Annotated in this window: 22 protein-coding genes, 2 tRNA genes and 4 rRNA genes; 21 read left to right on the top strand and 7 right to left on the bottom strand. The window is 51.6% G+C overall.

Annotation, left to right across the window (positions count from 1 at the left end; genetic code table 11):
- Positions 1–2 precede the first annotated feature (2 nt).
- The 9 genes from rpmJ to ACMGG3_RS16125 all read left to right on the top strand — a co-directional run bounded on the left by rpmJ (position 3) and on the right by ACMGG3_RS16125 (position 4,297).
- A complete protein-coding gene (gene rpmJ / locus ACMGG3_RS16165; RefSeq protein ID WP_000868187.1) occupies positions 3–119 on the top strand; it encodes a 50S ribosomal protein L36 in 117 nt (38 codons plus the stop codon).
- A gap of 146 nt (positions 120–265) precedes the next feature.
- Positions 266–622: a 30S ribosomal protein S13 gene (gene rpsM, locus ACMGG3_RS16160; RefSeq protein WP_003863308.1), complete on the top strand. Its 357-nt coding sequence runs from the start codon at positions 266–268 to the stop codon at positions 620–622.
- 16 nt (positions 623–638) lie between these two features.
- Positions 639–1,028, top strand: coding sequence for a 30S ribosomal protein S11 (gene rpsK / locus ACMGG3_RS16155; RefSeq protein WP_003863312.1), 390 nt, complete (start codon positions 639–641; stop codon positions 1,026–1,028).
- Between the two features lie 32 nt (positions 1,029–1,060).
- On the top strand, positions 1,061–1,681 hold the full coding sequence (gene rpsD / locus ACMGG3_RS16150; RefSeq protein WP_004868345.1) for a 30S ribosomal protein S4: 621 nt from the start codon (positions 1,061–1,063) through the stop codon (positions 1,679–1,681).
- Between the two features lie 25 nt (positions 1,682–1,706).
- Complete coding sequence (locus ACMGG3_RS16145) at positions 1,707–2,696, top strand: DNA-directed RNA polymerase subunit alpha (protein ID WP_002919219.1); 990 nt, start codon at positions 1,707–1,709, stop codon at positions 2,694–2,696.
- A gap of 40 nt (positions 2,697–2,736) precedes the next feature.
- Positions 2,737–3,123, top strand: a complete 387-nt coding sequence (gene rplQ / locus ACMGG3_RS16140) for a 50S ribosomal protein L17 (RefSeq protein ID WP_001216372.1) — start codon at positions 2,737–2,739, stop codon at positions 3,121–3,123.
- Positions 3,124–3,230: 107 nt separating this feature from the next.
- On the top strand, positions 3,231–3,599 hold the full coding sequence (locus tag ACMGG3_RS16135) for a DUF1992 domain-containing protein (protein WP_333098880.1): 369 nt from the start codon (positions 3,231–3,233) through the stop codon (positions 3,597–3,599).
- 2 nt (positions 3,600–3,601) lie between these two features.
- Positions 3,602–4,024, top strand: a complete 423-nt coding sequence (gene zntR, locus ACMGG3_RS16130; protein ID WP_014171894.1) for a Zn(2+)-responsive transcriptional regulator — start codon at positions 3,602–3,604, stop codon at positions 4,022–4,024.
- Between the two features lie 57 nt (positions 4,025–4,081).
- Positions 4,082–4,297, top strand: coding sequence for an alternative ribosome-rescue factor A (locus ACMGG3_RS16125; RefSeq protein ID WP_014171893.1), 216 nt, complete (start codon positions 4,082–4,084; stop codon positions 4,295–4,297).
- On the opposite strand, the gene mscL is transcribed toward ACMGG3_RS16125, so the two are convergent.
- From mscL to def, 5 genes are all read right to left on the bottom strand, one after another.
- Positions 4,298–4,711 carry a large-conductance mechanosensitive channel protein MscL gene (gene mscL, locus ACMGG3_RS16120; RefSeq protein WP_014171892.1) on the bottom strand — a complete coding sequence of 138 codons (414 nt, stop codon included), beginning with the start codon at positions 4,709–4,711 and terminating at the stop codon, positions 4,298–4,300.
- A gap of 146 nt (positions 4,712–4,857) precedes the next feature.
- Complete coding sequence (gene trkA / locus ACMGG3_RS16115) at positions 4,858–6,234, bottom strand: Trk system potassium transporter TrkA (RefSeq protein WP_014171891.1); 1,377 nt, start codon at positions 6,232–6,234, stop codon at positions 4,858–4,860.
- Between the two features lie 22 nt (positions 6,235–6,256).
- Positions 6,257–7,543 carry a 16S rRNA (cytosine(967)-C(5))-methyltransferase RsmB gene (gene rsmB / locus ACMGG3_RS16110; RefSeq protein ID WP_251859159.1) on the bottom strand — a complete coding sequence of 429 codons (1,287 nt, stop codon included), beginning with the start codon at positions 7,541–7,543 and terminating at the stop codon, positions 6,257–6,259.
- Positions 7,544–7,595: 52 nt separating this feature from the next.
- On the bottom strand, positions 7,596–8,543 hold the full coding sequence (gene fmt, locus ACMGG3_RS16105) for a methionyl-tRNA formyltransferase (protein ID WP_014171889.1): 948 nt from the start codon (positions 8,541–8,543) through the stop codon (positions 7,596–7,598).
- 25 nt (positions 8,544–8,568) lie between these two features.
- Positions 8,569–9,078 carry a peptide deformylase gene (gene def, locus ACMGG3_RS16100; protein WP_008503479.1) on the bottom strand — a complete coding sequence of 170 codons (510 nt, stop codon included), beginning with the start codon at positions 9,076–9,078 and terminating at the stop codon, positions 8,569–8,571.
- A 128-nt stretch (positions 9,079–9,206) separates the two neighbouring features.
- On the opposite strand from def, the gene dprA reads away from it, so the two are divergent.
- Genes dprA through ACMGG3_RS16070 form a run of 6 tightly spaced genes read left to right on the top strand, consistent with a single transcriptional unit; the run spans position 9,207 to position 12,990 of the window.
- Positions 9,207–10,331 carry a DNA-protecting protein DprA gene (gene dprA, locus ACMGG3_RS16095; RefSeq protein ID WP_032680169.1) on the top strand — a complete coding sequence of 375 codons (1,125 nt, stop codon included), beginning with the start codon at positions 9,207–9,209 and terminating at the stop codon, positions 10,329–10,331.
- Positions 10,303–10,776, top strand: a complete 474-nt coding sequence (gene smg / locus ACMGG3_RS16090) for a DUF494 family protein Smg (RefSeq protein ID WP_014171887.1) — start codon at positions 10,303–10,305, stop codon at positions 10,774–10,776. Before dprA ends, smg begins: the two co-directional genes overlap by 29 nt.
- 26 nt (positions 10,777–10,802) lie before the next feature.
- Positions 10,803–11,360: a type I DNA topoisomerase gene (locus ACMGG3_RS16085; RefSeq protein WP_032680170.1), complete on the top strand. Its 558-nt coding sequence runs from the start codon at positions 10,803–10,805 to the stop codon at positions 11,358–11,360.
- Positions 11,350–11,922 (top strand): L-threonylcarbamoyladenylate synthase type 1 TsaC, encoded by a 573-nt coding sequence (tsaC, locus tag ACMGG3_RS16080; protein WP_032680171.1) that lies wholly within the window; start codon positions 11,350–11,352, stop codon positions 11,920–11,922. Before ACMGG3_RS16085 ends, tsaC begins: the two co-directional genes overlap by 11 nt.
- Positions 11,923–11,926: 4 nt before the next feature.
- Positions 11,927–12,745, top strand: coding sequence for a shikimate dehydrogenase (aroE, locus tag ACMGG3_RS16075; RefSeq protein WP_032680173.1), 819 nt, complete (start codon positions 11,927–11,929; stop codon positions 12,743–12,745).
- Positions 12,742–12,990, top strand: coding sequence for a DUF1488 domain-containing protein (locus tag ACMGG3_RS16070; protein ID WP_014171883.1), 249 nt, complete (start codon positions 12,742–12,744; stop codon positions 12,988–12,990). Before aroE ends, ACMGG3_RS16070 begins: the two co-directional genes overlap by 4 nt.
- Here the strand turns inward: ACMGG3_RS16070 and ACMGG3_RS16065 are convergent.
- On the bottom strand, positions 12,966–13,520 hold the full coding sequence (locus ACMGG3_RS16065; protein ID WP_014171882.1) for a gamma carbonic anhydrase family protein: 555 nt from the start codon (positions 13,518–13,520) through the stop codon (positions 12,966–12,968). The genes ACMGG3_RS16070 and ACMGG3_RS16065 overlap by 25 nt on opposite strands.
- A gap of 472 nt (positions 13,521–13,992) precedes the next feature.
- Between ACMGG3_RS16065 and ACMGG3_RS16060 the strand changes: the two genes are divergently transcribed.
- The 6 genes from ACMGG3_RS16060 to rrf (ACMGG3_RS16035) all read left to right on the top strand — a co-directional run bounded on the left by ACMGG3_RS16060 (position 13,993) and on the right by rrf (ACMGG3_RS16035) (position 19,221).
- Positions 13,993–15,532, top strand: a 16S ribosomal RNA gene (locus tag ACMGG3_RS16060).
- An 85-nt stretch (positions 15,533–15,617) separates the two neighbouring features.
- Positions 15,618–15,693 (top strand) — tRNA-Glu (locus tag ACMGG3_RS16055).
- Positions 15,694–15,885: 192 nt separating this feature from the next.
- Positions 15,886–18,791: ribosomal RNA gene (locus tag ACMGG3_RS16050) — 23S ribosomal RNA — on the top strand.
- A gap of 65 nt (positions 18,792–18,856) precedes the next feature.
- A 5S ribosomal RNA gene (gene rrf / locus ACMGG3_RS16045) occupies positions 18,857–18,972 on the top strand.
- 14 nt (positions 18,973–18,986) lie between these two features.
- Positions 18,987–19,062 (top strand) — tRNA-Thr (locus tag ACMGG3_RS16040).
- 43 nt (positions 19,063–19,105) lie between these two features.
- A 5S ribosomal RNA gene (gene rrf, locus ACMGG3_RS16035) occupies positions 19,106–19,221 on the top strand.
- The 16S, 23S and 5S rRNA genes sit together here with 2 tRNA genes alongside, the layout of an rRNA operon.
- A 103-nt stretch (positions 19,222–19,324) precedes the next feature.
- Here rrf (ACMGG3_RS16035) and ACMGG3_RS16030 read toward each other — a convergent pair.
- Positions 19,325–20,083, bottom strand: coding sequence for an amino acid ABC transporter ATP-binding protein (locus tag ACMGG3_RS16030; protein ID WP_047743810.1), 759 nt, complete (start codon positions 20,081–20,083; stop codon positions 19,325–19,327).

Genomic DNA, 20,083 nt, shown 5'->3' with positions numbered 1-20,083 from the left:
AAATGAAAGTTCGTGCTTCCGTCAAGAAATTATGCCGTAACTGCAAAATCGTTAAGCGTGATGGTGTCATCCGTGTGATTTGCAGTGCCGAGCCGAAGCATAAACAGCGCCAAGGCTGATTATTTCGCATATTTTTCTTGCAAAGTTGGGTTGAGCTGGCTAGATTAGCCAGCCAATCTTTTGTATGTCTGTACGTTTCCATTTGAGTATCCTGAAAACGGGCTTTTCAGCATGGTGCGTACATATTAAATAGTAGGAGTGCATAGTGGCCCGTATAGCAGGCATTAACATTCCTGATCAGAAACATGCTGTGATCGCATTAACTTCGATCTATGGCGTCGGCAAGACCCGTTCCAAAGCCATTCTGGCTGCAGCGGGTATCGCTGAAGATGTTAAGATCAGTGAGCTGTCTGAAGAACAAATCGACACGCTGCGTGACGAAGTTGCCAAATTTGTCGTTGAAGGTGATCTGCGCCGTGAAATCAGCATGAGCATCAAGCGCCTGATGGATCTTGGTTGCTATCGCGGTTTGCGTCATCGTCGTGGTCTGCCAGTGCGCGGTCAGCGTACTAAGACCAACGCACGTACCCGTAAGGGTCCGCGCAAACCGATCAAGAAATAATCGGGGTGATTGAATAATGGCAAAGGCACCAGTTCGTGCACGTAAACGTGTAAGAAAACAAGTCTCTGACGGCGTGGCTCATATCCATGCTTCTTTCAACAACACCATCGTTACTATTACTGATCGTCAGGGTAACGCTTTGGGTTGGGCAACAGCCGGTGGTTCCGGTTTCCGTGGTTCTCGCAAATCCACTCCGTTTGCAGCTCAGGTTGCAGCAGAGCGTTGCGCAGAAGCCGTAAAAGAATACGGCATCAAGAATCTGGAAGTTATGGTTAAAGGTCCGGGTCCGGGTCGTGAATCTACTGTTCGCGCTCTGAACGCCGCTGGTTTCCGCATCACGAATATTACTGATGTGACTCCGATCCCTCATAACGGTTGTCGTCCGCCGAAAAAACGTCGCGTATAACGCTCGTTTTTTAGGTTAGTTGGAGATAGAAAATGGCAAGATATTTGGGTCCTAAGCTCAAGCTGAGCCGTCGTGAGGGCACCGACTTATTCCTTAAGTCTGGCGTTCGCGCGATCGATACCAAGTGTAAAATTGAACAAGCTCCTGGCCAGCACGGTGCGCGTAAACCGCGTCTGTCTGACTATGGTGTGCAGTTGCGTGAAAAGCAAAAAGTTCGCCGTATGTACGGTGTGCTGGAGCGTCAGTTCCGTAACTACTATAAAGAAGCAGCACGTCTGAAAGGCAACACAGGTGAAAACCTGCTGGCTCTGCTGGAAGGTCGTCTGGACAACGTTGTTTACCGTATGGGCTTCGGCGCGACTCGTGCTGAATCACGCCAGTTGGTTAGCCATAAAGCAATCATGGTAAACGGTCGTGTTGTTAACATCGCTTCTTATCAGGTTAAAGCGAATGACGTTGTTAGCATTCGTGAGAAAGCGAAAAAGCAATCTCGCGTGAAAGCCGCTCTGGAGCTGGCTGAGCAGCGTGAAAAGCCAACCTGGCTGGAAGTTGATGCTGGCAAGATGGAAGGTACGTTCAAGCGTCAGCCAGAACGTTCTGATCTGTCTGCGGACATTAACGAACACCTGATCGTCGAGCTTTACTCCAAGTAAAGCTTAGTACCAAAGAGAGGACACAATGCAGGGTTCTGTGACAGAGTTTCTAAAACCGCGCCTGGTAGATATCGAGCAAGTGAGTTCGACGCACGCCAAGGTGACCCTTGAGCCTTTAGAGCGTGGCTTTGGCCATACTCTGGGTAACGCACTGCGCCGTATTCTGCTCTCATCGATGCCGGGTTGCGCGGTGACCGAGGTTGAGATTGATGGTGTACTTCATGAGTACAGCACCAAAGAAGGCGTTCAGGAAGATATCCTTGAAATCCTGCTCAACCTGAAAGGGCTGGCGGTGAGAGTTCAGGGTAAAGATGAAGTTATTCTTACTCTGAATAAATCTGGCATTGGCCCTGTGACTGCAGCCGACATCACCCACGACGGTGATGTTGAAATCGTCAAGCCGCAGCACGTGATCTGCCACCTGACCGATGAGAACGCAGCGATTAGCATGCGTATCAAAGTTCAGCGCGGTCGTGGTTATGTGCCGGCTTCTGCCCGAATTCATTCGGAAGAAGATGAGCGCCCAATCGGCCGTCTGCTGGTCGACGCATGCTACAGCCCTGTAGAGCGTATTGCCTACAATGTTGAAGCAGCGCGTGTAGAACAGCGTACCGACCTGGACAAGCTGGTCATCGAAATGGAAACCAACGGCACAATCGATCCTGAAGAGGCGATTCGTCGTGCGGCAACCATCCTGGCAGAACAACTGGAAGCTTTCGTTGACTTACGTGATGTTCGTCAGCCGGAAGTGAAAGAAGAGAAACCAGAATTCGATCCGATCCTGCTGCGCCCTGTTGACGATCTCGAATTGACTGTCCGCTCTGCTAACTGCCTCAAGGCAGAAGCTATCCACTATATCGGTGATCTGGTACAGCGTACCGAGGTTGAGTTGCTGAAAACGCCGAACCTGGGTAAAAAATCTCTTACCGAGATTAAAGACGTGCTGGCTTCACGTGGTCTGTCTCTGGGCATGCGCCTGGAAAACTGGCCACCAGCAAGCATTGCTGACGAGTAACCGGATCACAGGTTAAGGTTTTACTGAGAAGGATAAGGTCATGCGCCATCGTAAGAGTGGTCGTCAACTGAACCGCAACAGCAGCCATCGCCAGGCTATGTTCCGCAACATGGCAGGTTCACTGGTTCGTCATGAAATCATCAAGACGACCCTGCCTAAAGCGAAAGAGCTGCGTCGCGTAGTTGAGCCGCTGATTACTCTTGCCAAGACTGACAGCGTTGCAAATCGTCGTCTGGCATTCGCCCGTACTCGTGATAACGAGATCGTGGCAAAACTGTTTAACGAACTGGGTCCGCGTTTCGCGAGCCGTGCCGGTGGTTACACTCGTATTCTGAAGTGTGGCTTCCGTGCAGGCGACAACGCTCCGATGGCTTACATCGAGCTGGTTGATCGTTCAGAATCTAAAGCAGAAGCTGCTGCAGAGTAATCTGTAGTAACGTAAAAAAACCCGCTTCGGCGGGTTTTTTTATATCCGCTGAATCCCCACTTCTCTACAATATCTGTATCTTTTCTGTTCATCTTCTGGAGTTATTCATGTGGTTGCTCGACCAGTGGGCAGAACGCCATATCAGCGATGCTCAGCGAAAAGGCGAATTTGATAACCTTGCGGGACGCGGTGAGCCGTTAGTGCTTGATGATGATTCGCATGTTGCCCCTGAATTACGGGCCGGATATCGCTTACTCAAAAATGCCGGTTGTTTACCACCGGAACTGGAGCAGCGTAAAGAGGCCATGCAACTGGCTGACCTGCTGAAAGGGATTCGCAAGAATGATCCCAGCTACCGTGAAATTAGCCGTCGACTGGCTCTCATCGAACTCAAAATGCGTCAGGCCGGAATGAGCACTGACTTTCTGCACGGTGAGTACAGTGACAGGCTAATGCAGAAAATAAATGAGGAATAACCATGTACCGTATCGGTGAACTTGCCAGGCTTGCTAACGTAACGCCGGACACTATCCGCTATTACGAAAAGCAGCAGATGATTGATCACGAGGTTCGTACTGAAGGTGGATTTCGACTCTATACCGATCATGACCTGCAGCGCTTACGGTTTATCCGCTACGCTCGCCAGCTTGGTTTCACGCTGGACTCGATCCGCGAGTTACTTTCGATCCGCATCGATCCTGAACACCATACTTGCCAGGAGTCGAAGAGCATCGTACAGGCAAGGCTTGATGAAGTTGAAGCGCGTATACAGGAACTGCAGACCATGCAGCGTTCTCTGCAACGGTTGAATGACGCCTGCTGCGGTACAGCTCATAGCAGTATTTATTGTTCAATTCTTGAAGCCCTTGAACAGGGGGCCAGTGGAACCCAGGGCTGTTGATTTTTACTTCATCCGGGACTAGACTCCCGTCGACATACACCATGCTCAGGAGAAATTATGAGCCGCTATCAGCATACGAAAGGGCAAATTCAGGACAATGCCATTGAGGCACTGCTCCACGACCCGCTTTTCAGGCAGCGTATTGAGAAGAATAAAAAAGGAAAAGGGAGTTATTTACGAAAAGGGAAACATGCAAAACGGGGTAACTGGGAGGCCAGTGGCAAGCAAGCGAATCGCTTTTTTACCACTGGCCTTCCTTTTTTCAACGTCTGATTAAGAGCGGTTATTTTGCTCTTTCAACAGATCGCGAATTTCAGTCAATAACACTTCTTCTTTTGTCGGAGCAGGCGGCGCAGCCGGCTCTTCAGCCTTTTTACGGTTAAGCTTATTGATAAGCTTGATAGCCATAAAAATGGCGAACGCCACGATCACGAAATCAAATATGTTCTGAATGAAAACGCCATAATGCATAACAACGGCAGGGACATCACCCTGTGCATCCCGAAGCGTCACGGCAAACTGTTTAAAATCAATGCCCCCGATTAACAGCCCGAGGGGAGGCATAATAATGTCGGCTACCAGTGATGAAACGATCTTACCGAACGCTGCACCGATAATGACACCCACTGCCAGATCCACCACATTCCCGCGCATCGCAAATTCGCGAAATTCTTTAACTAAACTCATTTTCTTCTCCTTGAGCCAACTGACGATTATAAGTTTAACAAATGATTAGTTAATTTCCATTGGGGATAATTAATCGTTATGAAAAATAAAAGGCATGGGAATAAGAGGGTTAATAATCAGGTGCTCTTTTATAAGCACCTGATTGATTACAGGAAGAATGGACTTGGCTGGAATAAACGTTCGACGTCGGTAATAAACTTTTTATCGGTAAGGAACATAATGACGTGGTCGCCTTGCTCGATACGTAAATTATCATTCGCAATCATCACGTCGTTTCCACGCACCACGGCACCAATAATTGTTCCCGGTGGCAGTTTAATTTCATCGATAGCGCGGCCCACAACGCGTGATGTGGTTTCATCACCATGAGCAACGGCCTCAATGGCTTCAGCCACACCGCGGCGAAGGGAGGATACGCCAACAATATCCGCTTTACGGACATGGCTCAGCAGGGCTGAAATGGTTGCTTGCTGTGGTGATATCGCGATATCAATAACGCTTCCCTGCACGAGGTCAACGTAGGCGCGGCGTTGAATAAGCACCATGACCTTTTTTGCCCCCATACGTTTGGCGAGCATGGCGGACATAATGTTCGCCTCGTCGTCGTTAGTAACGGCAATAAACAGATCAACTTGATCAATATGCTCTTCTGCCAGCAGCTCTTGATCTGAGGCATCACCATAAAACACGATGGTGTTTTGCAGCTTTTCAGCCAGCTCAGCCGCGCGCTGTTGATCGCGCTCGATCAGCTTCACGCTGTAGTCTTTTTCCAGCCGGTGCGCCAGTCCCGCGCCGATATTACCACCGCCAACGAGCATAATGCGTTTATACGGTTTTTCGAGACGCTGCAGTTCGCTCATTACCGCGCGAATATGCTGAGATGCCGCGATGAAGAAGACTTCATCACCTGCCTCGACTATGGTTGAACCCTGTGGGCGAATTGGTCTGTCATGGCGAAAAATGGCTGCAACGCGGGTATCAATATGCGGCATATGCTCACGCATGGTGGAGAGCGCATTACCGATCAATGGGCCGCCGTAATAGGCCTTAACGACCGCCAGGCTCACTTTACCTTCGGCGAAGTTCACCACCTGCAGCGCACCAGGATATTCGATCAGGCGGTAGATATTGTCGATAACCAGCTGTTCTGGAGCGATAAGATGGTCGATAGGGACCGCTTCGGAATTAAACAGCTTCTCTGCATCCCGGACATAGTCCGGGGAGCGGATGCGCGCGATCCGGTTCGGTGTGTTGAACAGCGAATAGGCCACCTGACATGCCACCATGTTGGTTTCGTCAGAACTGGTCACCGCAACCAGCATGTCAGCATCGTCGGCGCCCGCTTCACGCAGGACACGCGGGTGCGAGCCATGACCTTGCACGACGCGAAGGTCAAATTTGTCCTGTAAAACACGCAGCCGATCGCCATTGGTATCGACAATCGTGATGTCATTATTTTCGCCAACAAGGTTTTCAGCCAGCGTCCCACCAACCTGTCCGGCGCCCAGAATGATTATCTTCATATCTCGTGACCTGTTCTCAACATCACTCTTTGATTAGCTTAGCGTAAAAGAAGCCATCACCTTCTTCAGCGGCCGGCAGATTCTGCAGGCCTGGGCGTTCAGGCGTGCCCGTGTCGTGTAGCACTGCATCCGGGGTACGTTTAAGGAAGGCTGCAATCTGCTGACTGTTTTCTTCCGGAAGGACCGAACAGGTTGCATAGACCAGCGTGCCTCCTGGCTTCAGGTGTGGCCAAATGGCATCAAGAATGTCGGATTGCAGTTGAGTCAGTTCCTTGATATCGCGATCGCGACGCAACCACTTAATATCCGGGTGGCGACGAATAACGCCGGTTGCCGAGCAGGGAGCATCCAGCAAGATGCGATCGAATTGCGTTTCACCACACCATTCTGCGGGTTTGCGGCCATCGCCTTGCTTAACCTGCGCTTTCATTCCCAGGCGCTTAAGGTTGTCATAGACGCGTGAAAGACGCTGCTCATCGACATCCACGGCCATGACGTTTGCCTGAGGGGCCACTTCCAGAATATGCGTCGTCTTACCGCCTGGCGCAGCGCAGAGATCGAGGATGTGCTCGCCGTTTTTAGGTTCCAGCCAGGCCATGCAGCCCTGCGCGGAAGCATCTTGTACGGTCACCCAGCCTTCATCAAAACCGGGTAAAGCATGTACCGGAGCAGGAGAGGCTAAACGCACAGCGTCAGGATATGCTTCATGTGTGAAGCCGCTCATTCCAGCCTCTTCCAGTAAAGCCAGCCAGGCGTCGCGCGTATGGTGATTACGGTTGACGCGTAACCACATCGGCGGACGCTGATTATTCGCGTCGGCAATTGCCTGCCACTGCTCTGGCCAGGCTTTTTTAAGGCGATTCAGGAGCCAGTCAGGATGCAGATAACGTGCTTCACTTTGCCCGAACTCAGCCAGAAGCTCTTCCTGCTGTCGCTGGAACTGGCGCAGAACGCCATTAATCAACCCTTTCAGCATAGGACGTTTAATCACAACGGCACCTTCCACTGTCTCAGCCAGTGCGGCATGAGGCGGGATACGCGTGTGAAGAAGCTGATAGAAGCCAACCATAATCAAATAATGCACGGTGCGCTGCTTGCCGGCCATTGGACGTGACATCAGCTTATTAACCAGCCACTCGAGCTGAGAAAGCGTGCGCAGGACGCCAAAACAGAGCTCCTGAAGCAGGGCTTTGTCTTTGTCGGACACTTTTTGCTGCAAAGCTGGCAGGATATTGCTCAATGACTGGCCCTGCTCGACAACCTGCTCAACGGCCTGAGCCGCCATACTGCGTAAATTTTGTTTTTTCATAACCGTAAAAATAAAAATGCCCGGAAACACCGGGCGCTAAAATTAAATGAGGTCAGGCAAGGCGATTGCCCGGGATAAACCATTCGCGACGAGAATTTAACAAATCCTGTGCGCTCATCGCCTTCTTACCCGCAGGTTGTAGCGATTCCAGATTCAGGATCCCTTGTGCGGTAGCAACCTGAATACCGTTCTTGCTGGCGTCGATAATCGTACCAGGCTCAGCCGTTGTGTGACCGTCAATAAGGGAGGCTTTCCAGACTTTCACCGGCTGCTCGTCGATAACCATCCAGCTCATCGGCCATGGATTAAAGGCGCGAATGCAGCGTTCAAGTTGAGCCGCAGACAGAGACCAGTCAATCCGGGCTTCTTCTTTACTCAGTTTTTCAGCGTAAGTGACCAGCGCTTCATCCTGAACTTCAGGTTTCGCCGTATTATTCGCAATCTGCTGGAGGGTTTCAATCAGCCCTTGCGGGCCAAGCTCTGCCAGCTTGTCATACAAGGTGGCACTGGTATCCTCGGCCGTGATGGGGCAGGCCAGTTTATAAAGCATGTCACCGGTGTCTAAACCTACATCCATCTTCATGATTGTGACGCCCGTTTCAGCATCACCCGCCCATAAAGAGCGCTGAATAGGTGCTGCCCCACGCCAGCGTGGAAGCAGAGAACCATGCACGTTAATGCAACCCAGGCGAGGCATATCAAGCACAGCTTTTGGCAGAATTAAACCGTAAGCCACCACCACCATTACATCGGCATTCAGGTCAGCGACAAGCTGCTGGTTTTCCTGAGGGCGCAAGGATGCTGGCTGGAAAACAGGTAACCCATGCTCTTCTGCCAGCACCTTAACAGGACCTGGCATCAGTTTTTTACCACGGCCAGCCGGGCGATCCGGTTGGGTAAACACACCAACAACCTGGTGGCCAGAAGATAACAGCGCGTCAAGATGACGCGCTGCAAAATCAGGGGTTCCCGCGAAGATAATACGTAGTGATTTAGACACGATGATCCTTGTATCCGGGGGGACGTTATGCGCGAGAACGCAAACGATCCAGTTTCTCTACTTTCTGACGAATTCGTTGCTGCTTCAGCGGCGAGAGATAATCGATAAACAGTTTACCGACCAGATGATCCATCTCATGCTGAATACAGATCGCCAGCAGGTCGTCAGCTTCCAGTTCGAACGGATTGCCGTCACGATCCAGGGCGCGAATTTTCACTTTTTCGGCACGCGGCACTAAAGCACGCTGTTCCGGAATAGATAGACAACCTTCCTCAATACCTGTTTCGCCACTCTTCTCGAGCAGCTCAGGATTGATTAACACCAGGCGGCCATCGCGATTTTCAGATACGTCGATCACGATAATACGCTTGTGAATGTCGACCTGAGTGGCCGCAAGACCAATACCTTCTTCGGCGTACATGGTATCGAACATATCATCAACGATACGCTGAATTTCTGCATTCACTTCTTTTACCGGTTCAGCGACGATGCGAAGGCGCTCGTCCGGAATATGTAACACTTGCAAAACTGCCATAAATTTCCAGAGTCGTGTTCAGGAGTTGATAAGAATATTATCTCCTATTCTAGACAAAACCCCCATCGATTGACAGCATCAGTGACCAATCGCAATGATTGCGGAGGCCGCTTATGGCAGGGGAAAGGATGACGTCGACTGAGTTATGGCTACGGTTAATACACACCGGTTCTCTTTATGGCGATGTGATGCTGGAAGCGGCAGCACGATTGCACAACCAGACAACCATTGATGGTCCTGTTGTCAGAGACGCCGGTCTGTCTGTCAAACAGGCTGCACGGTTCTTTGCGCTCAGAGAAAGTGAGCTGGAAAGTAGCCTGCTCTGGCTTGAGCAGCCGGGTAACTATCTGATCACGGCGGATCACCCCCTTTATCCCCCCTTACTCCGGACGATCCCGGATTATCCAGGCGCAGTCTTTGTTAAAGGCAACCCTAATGTACTGAATGCAGTTCAACTGGCGGTTGTTGGCAGCCGTGCGCCGTCATGGTACGGCGAGCGATGGGGAAAAATTCTCTGTGAACAGCTTTCTCAAAGTGGTTTAACGATCACCAGCGGGCTGGCCTGCGGTATTGACGGTGTCGCCCACAACGCTGCGCTATCGGCAAAAGGGCGTAGCGTTGCGGTGCTGGGTAACGGTCTCTTTAGTATTTATCCTCGTCGGCATCAGGCGCTGGCTGCGCGGCTTATCGATTCTGGTGGCGCGATAGTGTCTGAGTTTCCGCTATCAGCGCAGCCCCGGCCGGGACACTTTCCCCGGCGTAATCGAATTATCAGCGGGCTAAGTCAGGGGGTGTTCGTGGTTGAAGCAGCGGTACGCAGCGGTTCGCTTGTGACCGCACGGTGCGCGCTTGAGCAGGGGCGAGACGTGTTTGCCTTACCCGGCCCAATTGGTAACCCGGGATGCGAAGGGCCGCACTGGCTGATAAAGCAGGGTGCAACACCGGTAACGGAAGTCAGGGACATTCTTGAAAATTTGCAATATGGATTGCAATGGCTGCAGGAAGATCCCGAAAAGCGACATTATTCATCAGATCAGGGAAAGGTGGCATTGCCATTTCCCAAGCTCCTGGCTAACGTAGGAGATGAGGTAACACCTGTTGACGTTGTCGCTGAACGTGCCGGCCAACCTGTGCCAGTTACGGTAGCACAGCTACTCGAACTGGAGTTAGCAGGATGGATCGCAGCTGTACCCGGCGGCTATGTCCGATTAAGGAGGGCAAGCCATGTTCGACGTACTGATGTATTTGTTTGAGACTTACATCCATAACGAAGCAGAAATGCGAGTGGATCAGGACAAATTGACACAGGATCTTACCGATGCGGGGTTTGAGCGGGAAGATATCTATAATGCGTTGATGTGGCTGGAAAAACTGGCTGATTATCAGGAAGGCCTCGCCGAACCGATGCAGTTAGCTTCTGACCCATTGTCTGTGCGCATCTACACAGCTGAAGAGTGTGAAAGGCTGGACGCGAGCTGCCGGGGATTCATTTTATTCCTTGAGCAGATTCAGGTGCTAAACCTCGAAACGAGAGAGATGGTGATAGAGCGCGTTATGGCGCTGGATACGGCAGACTTCGAACTGGAAGACCTCAAGTGGGTCATCCTGATGGTTCTGTTTAATATTCCAGGCTGTGAAAATGCCTATCAGCAAATGGAAGAATTACTCTTTGAAGTGAATGAAGGTATGCTGCATTAATTCAATGTGTAGCACCAAGAGTTGTTATGGCCAAATCAGCACTATTCACGGTGCATAAAAATGAGCCCTGCCCGCAGTGCGGGGCTGAACTTGTTATTCGGTCCGGGAAACACGGCCCGTTTCTCGGTTGTTCCCACTATCCGGAATGTGATTATGTCCGTCCCCTGAAAAGCCAGGCGGATGGACATATCGTTAAAATTCTGGAGGGACAGCTTTGCCCTCTTTGCGGCAGCGAGTTAGCGCTACGTCAGGGGCGTTTCGGCATGTTTATTGGCTGTAGCCACTATCCTGAATGTGAACATACAGAACAAATTGATAAACCCGATGAAACGGCTATTGCCTGTCCTCAATGCCAGCGTGGACAACTGGTGCAGCGCCGTTCTCGTTTTGGTAAGACCTTTCATTCCTGCGATCGCTATCCTGAATGTCAGTTTGTTATCAATTTCAAACCGGTAGCGGGTGTCTGCTCTCATTGCAATTATCCGCTACTTATAGAGAAAAAAACGGCGCAAGGTTTGAAACGCTTCTGCGCCAGTAAACAATGTGGAAAGCCGGTTCCGGCGGATCAAAACAGTGAAGAATAACCTGCCATCAGGCTCCATTGCTCATGCGGTGGATGTCCTGAAAAATGAAGAAGTCATCGCCTATCCAACTGAAGCTGTTTTTGGGGTCGGTTGCGATCCTGACAGCGAAACGGCCGTTGCCCGACTGCTCACACTTAAACAGAGGCCAGTCGAAAAAGGGCTTATTTTAATCGCTGCTAACTATGAGCAGCTTAAGCCTTATATCGATGATTCCATGCTAACGCCGGAGCAGCGGGAGACTATTTTCTCAGCATGGCCCGGCCCCGTGACCTTTGTTTTCCCGGCGAAGCCGACAACGCCGCGCTGGTTGACCGGGCGCTTTGATTCCCTCGCCGTGCGCGTGACGGACCATCCGCTGGTGGTCGAACTTTGCCTGGCCTTTGGAAAACCACTGGTCTCAACCAGCGCGAATCTGACCGGGCAGCCACCTTGCCGCACAACCGACGAAGTAAGGGCGCAGTTTGGGAATGATTTCCCGGTTGCCGTCGGTGAGACGGGAGGGCGCCTCAATCCGTCTGAAATCCGCGACGCCTTGACCGGCGAACGTTTTCGCCAGGGGTAATCCAATGGAAACCTATGCTGTTTTTGGTAATCCGATAGCGCACAGCAAGTCACCGTTAATCCATCAACTGTTTGCCGAGCAACTGCAAATAAATCATCCCTATGGCCGCGTGCTGGCACCTGTTGATGCATTTATTCCTGCGCTGGAGGGTTTCTTCAACGCGGGTGGCAAAGGTGCGAATGTAACGGTACCGTTTAAAGAGGAAGCCTTCGAACGTGCGGATGAACTCACAGAGCGTGCTTCCCTTGCGGGTGCAGTGAATACCTTAAAACGGCTTGAGGATGGACGCCTGCTGGGAGATAACACTGACGGAATTGGGTTACTGAGCGATCTGGAAAGGCTCTCGTTTATTAAACCTGGTTTCAGGGTTCTGCTGATTGGTGCGGGCGGAGCGTCGCGGGGAGTATTGCTGCCTCTGCTGTCACTGGATTGCGCGGTGACCATTACAAACAGGACCTTCTCGCGGGCAGAAGCGCTGGCTGCGTTGTTCGCACATACCGGCAGCGTGAGCGCGGTCGCCCTGGATGAACTTGCCGATCGTGAGTTTGATCTGATCATCAACGCCACCTCCAGCGGTATCGGTGGTGACGTGCCGGCGATCCCTGCTTCGCTGGTAAGTGCCCATATTTACTTCTACGACATGTTCTATCAGAAAGGGAAGACACCTTTTTTGAACTGGTGTGAACAGCACGGCGGAAAACACGTAGCCGATGGGCTGGGAATGCTGGTGGGGCAGGCGGCACACGCGGTGCTGCTCTGGCACGGTGTATTGCCTTCGGTCGAACCGGTCATTGAAAAGCTGAAAAGGGAGCTCACGGTGTGAATCAGGCAATTCATTTTCCGGACAGGGAAAGCTGGGACGAGAGTAAACAGGCGGTCTGTTTCCCGGTGCTGGTGCATGGAATGCAACTTACCTGCGCCATTCGTGGGGAAACGCTGTTGCGTCGCTTTGGTGGTTCAGACCCGTTAGAGGTGTTTTGTGAAAATCGCTGGGATCTTGAAGAGGAAGCCAGCGATTTAATCCGCGATCAGCAGGAAGACGATCAGGGCTGGGTCTGGGTATCCTGACTCAGATAGTCATTCTTCCATTTAACGTAGTTATTCGCCGAGTATTTTAATCCTTCGATCTCTGCCTCCTTCAGGGGGCGGATCTGTTTTACCGGGCTTCCCAAATAGAGATAGCCGCTCTCCAGTCTTTTGTTCTGGGGAACAAGGCTGCCTGCGCCAATCATCACGTCATCTTCTACAATGACGCCATCCAGCAAAATCGACCCCATGCCAACAAGAACCCGATTACCAATAGTGCAGCCGTGAAGCATCACTTTATGGCCGACGGTGACATCTTCTCCAATGATGAGTGGATTGCCCTGGGGGTTATAGGAGGATTTGTGGGTTACGTGCAGAACGCTACCGTCCTGAATATTGGTGCGTGCGCCAATGGCTACATGGTTTACATCCCCCCGAATAGCGACGAGCGGCCAGATACTGACGTCATCGGCCATTCGAACATCGCCGATGACCACGCTGCTGGCATCGATCATCACGCGATCGCCTTTTTGGGGGAGAAGATCTTTATAAGGACGTAACACTGCGGACATATCTACCTCGAACGATGAGCACTATATAGAAGACTTGATCATATTATTGGATCGAGGCAAGGCAAAAAGCGTCAATATTTAAGCATATTGGGTGGGATTTCAGCGAAAAGCGCGGAAAATCGACAGTTGGAAAAAAAGATCCAAAAAGTACTTGTGCTAAAAATTGGGATCCCTATAATGCGCCTCCATCGACACGGCAGATGTGAATCACTTCACAGTTAACCCGGTCGGTTGAAGAGAAAAAATCCTGAATTTCAGGGTTGACTCTGAAAGAGGAAAGCGTAATATACGCCACCTCGCGACGGTGAGCTGTAAGCCGCGTCGCAACTGCTCTTTAACAATTTATCAGACAATCTGTGTGGGCACTCAAAGTGACATGGATTCTTAACGTCCTCGGACGAAAAATGAATACCAAGTCTCTGAGTGAACATACGTAATTCATTACGAAGTTTAATTCACGAGCATCAAACTTAAATTGAAGAGTTTGATCATGGCTCAGATTGAACGCTGGCGGCAGGCCTAACACATGCAAGTCGAACGGTAGCACAGAGAGCTTGCTCTCGGGTGACGAGTGGCGGACGGGTGAGTAATGTCTGGGAAACTGCCTGATGGAGGGGGATAACTACTGGAAACGGTAGCTAATACCGCATAACGTCGCAAGACCAAAGAGGGGGACCTTCGGGCCTCTTGCCATCAGATGTGCCCAGATGGGATTAGCTAGTAGGTGGGGTAATGGCTCACCTAGGCGACGATCCCTAGCTGGTCTGAGAGGATGACCAGCCACACTGGAACTGAGACACGGTCCAGACTCCTACGGGAGGCAGCAGTGGGGAATATTGCACAATGGGCGCAAGCCTGATGCAGCCATGCCGCGTGTATGAAGAAGGCCTTCGGGTTGTAAAGTACTTTCAGCGGGGAGGAAGGTGTTGTGGCTAATAACCACAGCAATTGACGTTACCCGCAGAAGAAGCACCGGCTAACTCCGTGCCAGCAGCCGCGGTAATACGGAGGGTGCAAGCGTTAATCGGAATTACTGGGCGTAAAGCGCACGCAGGCGGTCTGTCAAGTCGGATGTGAAATCCCCGGGCTCAACCTGGGAACTGCATTCGAAACTGGCAGGCTAGAGTCTTGTAGAGGGGGGTAGAATTCCAGGTGTAGCGGTGAAATGCGTAGAGATCTGGAGGAATACCGGTGGCGAAGGCGGCCCCCTGGACAAAGACTGACGCTCAGGTGCGAAAGCGTGGGGAGCAAACAGGATTAGATACCCTGGTAGTCCACGCCGTAAACGATGTCGACTTGGAGGTTGTGCCCTTGAGGCGTGGCTTCCGGAGCTAACGCGTTAAGTCGACCGCCTGGGGAGTACGGCCGCAAGGTTAAAACTCAAATGAATTGACGGGGGCCCGCACAAGCGGTGGAGCATGTGGTTTAATTCGATGCAACGCGAAGAACCTTACCTACTCTTGACATCCAGAGAACTTTACAGAGATGGATTGGTGCCTTCGGGAACTCTGAGACAGGTGCTGCATGGCTGTCGTCAGCTCGTGTTGTGAAATGTTGGGTTAAGTCCCGCAACGAGCGCAACCCTTATCCTTTGTTGCCAGCGGTCCGGCCGGGAACTCAAAGGAGACTGCCAGTGATAAACTGGAGGAAGGTGGGGATGACGTCAAGTCATCATGGCCCTTACGAGTAGGGCTACACACGTGCTACAATGGCGCATACAAAGAGAAGCGAACTCGCGAGAGCAAGCGGACCTCATAAAGTGCGTCGTAGTCCGGATTGGAGTCTGCAACTCGACTCCATGAAGTCGGAATCGCTAGTAATCGTAGATCAGAATGCTACGGTGAATACGTTCCCGGGCCTTGTACACACCGCCCGTCACACCATGGGAGTGGGTTGCAAAAGAAGTAGGTAGCTTAACCTTCGGGAGGGCGCTTACCACTTTGTGATTCATGACTGGGGTGAAGTCGTAACAAGGTAACCGTAGGGGAACCTGCGGTTGGATCACCTCCTTACCTTAAAGAACCTGCCTTTGTAGTGCTCACACAGATTGTCTGATGAAAAGTAAATAGCAAGGCGTCTTGCGATTGAGACTTCAGTGTCCCCTTCGTCTAGAGGCCCAGGACACCGCCCTTTCACGGCGGTAACAGGGGTTCGAATCCCCTAGGGGACGCCACTTGCTGGTTCGTGAGTGAAAGTCACCTGCCGACATATCTCAAAACTCATCTTCGGGTGACGTTTGAGATATTTGCTCTTTAAAAATCTGGATCAAGCTGAAAATTGAAACGACACACATGTTATGTGTGTTCGAGTCTCTCAAATTTTCGCAAACCGGTGATGAATCGAAAGAAACATCTTCGGGTTGTGAGGTTAAGCGACTAAGCGTACACGGTGGATGCCCTGGCAGTCAGAGGCGATGAAGGACGTGCTAATCTGCGAAAAGCGCCGGCGAGGTGATATGAACCTTTGACCCGGCGATGTCCGAATGGGGAAACCCAGTGTGTTCCGACACACTATCGTTAACTGAATACATAGGTTAACGAGGCGAACCGGGGGAACTGAAACATCTAAGTACCCCGAGGAAAAGAAATCAACCGAGATTCCCCCAGTAGCGGCGAGCGAACGGGGAGCAGCCCAGAGTCTGAATCAGCTTGTGTGTTAGTGGAAGCGTCTGGAAAGTCGCACGGTACAGGGTGAAAGTCCCGTACACGAAAGCACACAGGCTGTGAACTCGAAGAGTAGGGCGGGACACGTGGTATCCTGTCTGAATATGGGGGGACCATCCTCCAAGGCTAAATACTCCTGACTGACCGATAGTGAACCAGTACCGTGAGGGAAAGGCGAAAAGAACCCCGGCGAGGGGAGTGAAAAAGAACCTGAAACCGTGTACGTACAAGCAGTGGGAGCCTCTTTATGGGGTGACTGCGTACCTTTTGTATAATGGGTCAGCGACTTATATTCTGTAGCAAGGTTAACCGTATAGGGGAGCCGAAGGGAAACCGAGTCTTAACTGGGCGTTAAGTTGCAGGGTATAGACCCGAAACCCGGTGATCTAGCCATGGGCAGGTTGAAGGTTGGGTAACACTAACTGGAGGACCGAACCGACTAATGTTGAAAAATTAGCGGATGACTTGTGGCTGGGGGTGAAAGGCCAATCAAACCGGGAGATAGCTGGTTCTCCCCGAAAGCTATTTAGGTAGCGCCTCGTGAACTCATCTTCGGGGGTAGAGCACTGTTTCGGCTAGGGGGCCATCCCGGCTTACCAACCCGATGCAAACTACGAATACCGAAGAATGTTATCACGGGAGACACACGGCGGGTGCTAACGTCCGTCGTGAAGAGGGAAACAACCCAGACCGCCAGCTAAGGTCCCAAAGTCATGGTTAAGTGGGAAACGATGTGGGAAGGCACAGACAGCCAGGATGTTGGCTTAGAAGCAGCCATCATTTAAAGAAAGCGTAATAGCTCACTGGTCGAGTCGGCCTGCGCGGAAGATGTAACGGGGCTAAACCATGCACCGAAGCTGCGGCAGCGACGCTTATGCGTTGTTGGGTAGGGGAGCGTTCTGTAAGCCGTTGAAGGTGTCCTGTGAGGGGTGCTGGAGGTATCAGAAGTGCGAATGCTGACATAAGTAACGATAAAGCGGGTGAAAAGCCCGCTCGCCGGAAGACCAAGGGTTCCTGTCCAACGTTAATCGGGGCAGGGTGAGTCGACCCCTAAGGCGAGGCCGAAAGGCGTAGTCGATGGGAAACAGGTTAATATTCCTGTACTTGGTGTTACTGCGAAGGGGGGACGGAGAAGGCTATGTTAGCCGGGCGACGGTTGTCCCGGTTTAAGCATGTAGGCGGAACGATTAGGTAAATCCGGTCGTTTATTAACGCTGAGGTGTGATGACGAGGCACTACGGTGCTGAAGTAACAAATGCCCTGCTTCCAGGAAAAGCCTCTAAGCATCAGGTAACATCAAATCGTACCCCAAACCGACACAGGTGGTCAGGTAGAGAATACCAAGGCGCTTGAGAGAACTCGGGTGAAGGAACTAGGCAAAATGGTGCCGTAACTTCGGGAGAAGGCACGCTGATATGTAGGTGAAGTCCCTGCGGATGGAGCTGAAATCAGTCGAAGATACCAGCTGGCTGCAACTGTTTATTAAAAACACAGCACTGTGCAAACACGAAAGTGGACGTATACGGTGTGACGCCTGCCCGGTGCCGGAAGGTTAATTGATGGGGTTAGCGGCAACGCGAAGCTCTTGATCGAAGCCCCGGTAAACGGCGGCCGTAACTATAACGGTCCTAAGGTAGCGAAATTCCTTGTCGGGTAAGTTCCGACCTGCACGAATGGCGTAATGATGGCCAGGCTGTCTCCACCCGAGACTCAGTGAAATTGAACTCGCTGTGAAGATGCAGTGTACCCGCGGCAAGACGGAAAGACCCCGTGAACCTTTACTATAGCTTGACACTGAACACTGGTCCTTGATGTGTAGGATAGGTGGGAGGCTTTGAAGCGTGGACGCCAGTCTGCGTGGAGCCAACCTTGAAATACCACCCTTTAATGGCTGGTGTTCTAACGTAGACCCGTAATCCGGGTTGCGGACAGTGTCTGGTGGGTAGTTTGACTGGGGCGGTCTCCTCCCAAAGAGTAACGGAGGAGCACGAAGGTTAGCTAATCCTGGTCGGACATCAGGAGGTTAGTGCAATGGCATAAGCTAGCTTGACTGCGAGAGTGACGGCTCGAGCAGGTGCGAAAGCAGGTCATAGTGATCCGGTGGTTCTGAATGGAAGGGCCATCGCTCAACGGATAAAAGGTACTCCGGGGATAACAGGCTGATACCGCCCAAGAGTTCATATCGACGGCGGTGTTTGGCACCTCGATGTCGGCTCATCACATCCTGGGGCTGAAGTAGGTCCCAAGGGTATGGCTGTTCGCCATTTAAAGTGGTACGCGAGCTGGGTTTAGAACGTCGTGAGACAGTTCGGTCCCTATCTGCCGTGGGCGCTGGAGAATTGAGGGGGGCTGCTCCTAGTACGAGAGGACCGGAGTGGACGCATCACTGGTGTTCGGGTTGTCATGCCAATGGCACTGCCCGGTAGCTAAATGCGGAAGAGATAAGTGCTGAAAGCATCTAAGCACGAAACTTGCCCCGAGATGAGTTCTCCCTGAGACTTTAAGTCTCCTGAAGGAACGTTGAAGACTACGACGTTGATAGGTCGGGTGTGTAAGCGCAGCGATGCGTTGAGCTAACCGATACTAATGAACCGTGAGGCTTAACCTTACAACGCCGAAGATGTTTTGGCGGTGAGAGAGACGATTTTCAGCTGATACAGATTACAGAATTTGCCTGGCGGCTTTAGCGCGGTGGTCCCACCTGACCCCATGCCGAACTCAGAAGTGAAACGCCGTAGCGCCGATGGTAGTGTGGGGTCTCCCCATGTGAGAGTAGGGAACTGCCAGGCATCAAATTTAGCGTGCTGATATGGCTCAGTTGGTAGAGCGCACCCTTGGTAAGGGTGAGGTCCCCAGTTCGACTCTGGGTATCAGCACCACTTTATACTTAGGTTAAAGTTCGGCAAGAAGTAAAAGAATTTGTCTGGCGGCTTTAGCGCGGTGGTCCCACCTGACCCCATGCCGAACTCAGAAGTGAAACGCCGTAGCGCCGATGGTAGTGTGGGGTCTCCCCATGTGAGAGTAGGGAACTGCCAGACATCAAACAAGTGAAGAGGCCATCCGAAAGGATGGCCTTTTTGCGTTATGTTTCCCGGAAAAAGTCAGACCCGGTAAGCGAAACGCCACCGGGCTAAGACACGCTTAATGGATCACTTGTGACAGGAAAGCCCGCGTACGTTCAGATTTAGGTTGTGCGAAGAACTCATCCGGCGGTGCCTGCTCAACGATTTCCCCACGATCCATAAAGATCACCCGATCGGCCACGGTTCTGGCAAACCCCATTTCGTGCGTCACACACAGCATGGTCATCCCGGACTGCGCCAGTCCAATCATGGTATCCAGTACCTCTTTCACCATTTCCGGATCCAGGGCGGATGTCGGTTCATCAAAAAGCATAATTTTCGGTTTCATACAGAGCGAACGGGCGATAGCCACGCGCTGCTGCTGACCGCCTGATATCTGGCCGGGAAATTTATTGGCGTGCTCTGCGATTCGTACCCGTTCCAGGTAGTGCATCGCCAGTGCTTCAGCCTCCTTTTTAGGCATCTTTCGTACCCAAATTGGCGCAAGCGTACAGTTCTGCAGAACGGTCAGATGGGGAAACAGGTTAAAGTGCTGGAACACCATTCCCACTTCCTGGCGCACCCGTTCGATGTTACGAATATCTTCATTCAGCTCGATGCCATCAACAACAATACGCCCCTGCTGATGTTCTTCAAGGTGGTTAATACAGCGAATGGTCGTGGATTTTCCGGACCCGGAAGGGCCACAAAGAACGATCCGTTCTCCCTGCTTAACCTTGAGGTTAATGTCTTTCAAAACATGAAACTGCCCGTACCATTTATTCACGTTTTCCAGCGTAATCATCGCGTCGGCAGGTGTCATAGTAATCTGGCTCAT

The sequence above is a fragment of the Enterobacter sp. BNK-18 genome (genome assembly GCF_047456135.1).
Classification (GTDB): domain Bacteria; phylum Pseudomonadota; class Gammaproteobacteria; order Enterobacterales; family Enterobacteriaceae; genus Enterobacter; species Enterobacter ludwigii.
The sequence above is the reverse complement of the archived record's forward strand: the minus strand, read 5'-3'. Positions and strand labels throughout refer to the sequence as shown.

Bases quoted from the DNA above. Each gene is read 5' to 3' on its own strand.
- rpmJ (WP_000868187.1), top strand. From the start codon at position 3: ATGAAAGTTCGTGCTTCCGTCAAGAAATTATGCCGTAACTGCAAAATC.
- rpsK (WP_003863312.1), top strand. From the start codon at position 639: ATGGCAAAGGCACCAGTTCGTGCACGTAAACGTGTAAGAAAACAAGTC.
- rpsD (WP_004868345.1), top strand. From the start codon at position 1,061: ATGGCAAGATATTTGGGTCCTAAGCTCAAGCTGAGCCGTCGTGAGGGC.
- ACMGG3_RS16145 (WP_002919219.1), top strand. From the start codon at position 1,707: ATGCAGGGTTCTGTGACAGAGTTTCTAAAACCGCGCCTGGTAGATATC.
- rplQ (WP_001216372.1), top strand. From the start codon at position 2,737: ATGCGCCATCGTAAGAGTGGTCGTCAACTGAACCGCAACAGCAGCCAT.
- ACMGG3_RS16135 (WP_333098880.1), top strand. From the start codon at position 3,231: ATGTGGTTGCTCGACCAGTGGGCAGAACGCCATATCAGCGATGCTCAG.
- zntR (WP_014171894.1), top strand. From the start codon at position 3,602: ATGTACCGTATCGGTGAACTTGCCAGGCTTGCTAACGTAACGCCGGAC.
- ACMGG3_RS16125 (WP_014171893.1), top strand. From the start codon at position 4,082: ATGAGCCGCTATCAGCATACGAAAGGGCAAATTCAGGACAATGCCATT.
- mscL (WP_014171892.1), bottom strand. From the start codon at position 4,711: ATGAGTTTAGTTAAAGAATTTCGCGAATTTGCGATGCGCGGGAATGTG.
- trkA (WP_014171891.1), bottom strand. From the start codon at position 6,234: ATGAAGATAATCATTCTGGGCGCCGGACAGGTTGGTGGGACGCTGGCT.
- rsmB (WP_251859159.1), bottom strand. From the start codon at position 7,543: ATGAAAAAACAAAATTTACGCAGTATGGCGGCTCAGGCCGTTGAGCAG.
- def (WP_008503479.1), bottom strand. From the start codon at position 9,078: ATGGCAGTTTTGCAAGTGTTACATATTCCGGACGAGCGCCTTCGCATC.
- dprA (WP_032680169.1), top strand. From the start codon at position 9,207: ATGACGTCGACTGAGTTATGGCTACGGTTAATACACACCGGTTCTCTT.
- smg (WP_014171887.1), top strand. From the start codon at position 10,303: ATGTTCGACGTACTGATGTATTTGTTTGAGACTTACATCCATAACGAA.
- ACMGG3_RS16085 (WP_032680170.1), top strand. From the start codon at position 10,803: ATGGCCAAATCAGCACTATTCACGGTGCATAAAAATGAGCCCTGCCCG.
- aroE (WP_032680173.1), top strand. From the start codon at position 11,927: ATGGAAACCTATGCTGTTTTTGGTAATCCGATAGCGCACAGCAAGTCA.
- ACMGG3_RS16065 (WP_014171882.1), bottom strand. From the start codon at position 13,520: ATGTCCGCAGTGTTACGTCCTTATAAAGATCTTCTCCCCCAAAAAGGC.
- ACMGG3_RS16030 (WP_047743810.1), bottom strand. From the start codon at position 20,083: ATGAGCCAGATTACTATGACACCTGCCGACGCGATGATTACGCTGGAA.